Source organism: Nitratireductor sp. ZSWI3, assembly GCF_024655565.1.
GTDB lineage: Bacteria > Pseudomonadota > Alphaproteobacteria > Rhizobiales > Rhizobiaceae > Nitratireductor.
In genome coordinates, this window is the sequence record NZ_JANKOF010000197.1 from 1 (window position 1) to 1,190 (window position 1,190).

The following is a 1,190-nucleotide window of genomic DNA, read 5'->3' on the forward strand; positions in this document are numbered from 1 at the left end:
GCGGCGATGCCGCGCCGCTCCAGGAAAGCCTCGGTCGAGGCGACCAGCCGGTCGATCAACGACACCAGCCGTGCGTTGAGCAGCGTGGTGAGCGCCCGGCGCGGTCCGCCGAGCCGGGCCGACAATTCGTGGCTGGCGGTGACGGGAAGGCCCGTCCTGTGCCGGATCAGGTCGCGCACGGCGATCTCATGCGCCGGGTTGCGCACCGCGAAATAGGCGCAGACGGCGAATGCGCTCACGTCGCGCGACAGGGCTTCGAGCTCCGTTTCCAGAGCGGAGAGATCGAGCCGCGTCTCGTGGCCGTGGACATCGTGGCCGCCGGGCAGGAACAGCACGGGGTCGGCGCCCAGCGCCTCGCCCAGACCGGCGCGTTCGAGGTCGGCCGGCGTGAAGCCGACCATCACCAGGGCGACGCGTCCGCCCTGCCCCTCGACCAGCGCATTGGTGGCAAGCGTCGTCGACATGGAGACGAGGCCTATGGCCGACGCTTCCACCCCGGCATGCGCCAGCACCGCATCGACCGCCTCCGCTATACCTTCGGCCAGGTCATGCCGCGTGGTGAGCGCCTTGGCCTTTGCCACGACGCCCGTCTGCTCGGCATAAAGGACGGCGTCCGTGTAGGTGCCGCCGGTGTCGATGCCGAGGAGGAGGGGGGCGTGGGGCGGGATCGGTTCGGTCATGGCAGGGGCCTGCTGCGCGATGGCGGAAATCCGCCTTTACCCCATGCGGGCGCCACACGAAAGGGCGCCAGGCGAAACGACGCCGGGCGGGCCGTCGTCTTCAGGCAGCCAGACCCAACACGATTTTTCCGCAATCTTCTGGTCCGATGCGGTCGATTTCTATATGTGCTTTTGAACAACGTCCCGAGAGCCTTCTTTTGGCAGCAGACCCTTCAACCGAGCCGATGTCCATGCGCCGCATCCTGTGGCCGCGGCTGGTCTGTCTGCTGGCGGTCGTTGCGATCACGCTGTCGTTTCACCTGCGCCCGGTGCAGCCCCCGCTCCTGGATCCGGCGCAGCCGGCGCTGTCGGATACGGGCGGCCTCGACGGCAAGGCGATCGCCGAGCAGGGCACGGCCAAGCAGGAGATCCGTTCGGGCTCCGCCGCGCACCGGGCGGTCCCGCGCGGCGCCGACGATCCGCTCGCCCTTCCAGCCATCGCCGCGTCGCGGCCGGCGGGGATCGGCAAGC

The 1,190-nt window shown here is 69.7% G+C and carries 3 protein-coding genes; 1 reads left to right on the forward strand and 2 read right to left on the reverse strand.

The window, feature by feature from the left end; genetic code table 11:
* Positions 1-680, reverse strand: a 680-nt coding sequence (locus NUU27_RS25355) for a hydantoinase/oxoprolinase N-terminal domain-containing protein (RefSeq protein ID WP_308220006.1), incomplete at its 3' end; no start/stop codon positions are given.
* A gap of 100 nt (positions 681-780) precedes the next feature.
* Positions 781-912, reverse strand: a complete 132-nt coding sequence (locus tag NUU27_RS25360; protein WP_257765064.1) for a hypothetical protein — start codon at positions 910-912, stop codon at positions 781-783.
* On the opposite strand from NUU27_RS25360, the gene NUU27_RS25365 reads away from it, so the two are divergent.
* The coding region (locus NUU27_RS25365; protein WP_257765065.1) for a hypothetical protein at positions 905-1,190 on the forward strand (286 nt) is incomplete at its 3' end. The two genes, NUU27_RS25360 and NUU27_RS25365, sit on opposite strands and share 8 nt — an antisense overlap.

Coding starts and splice junctions, on each gene's coding strand:
- NUU27_RS25360 (WP_257765064.1), bottom strand. CDS start 912: ATGGACATCGGCTCGGTTGAAGGGTCTGCTGCCAAAAGAAGGCTCTCG.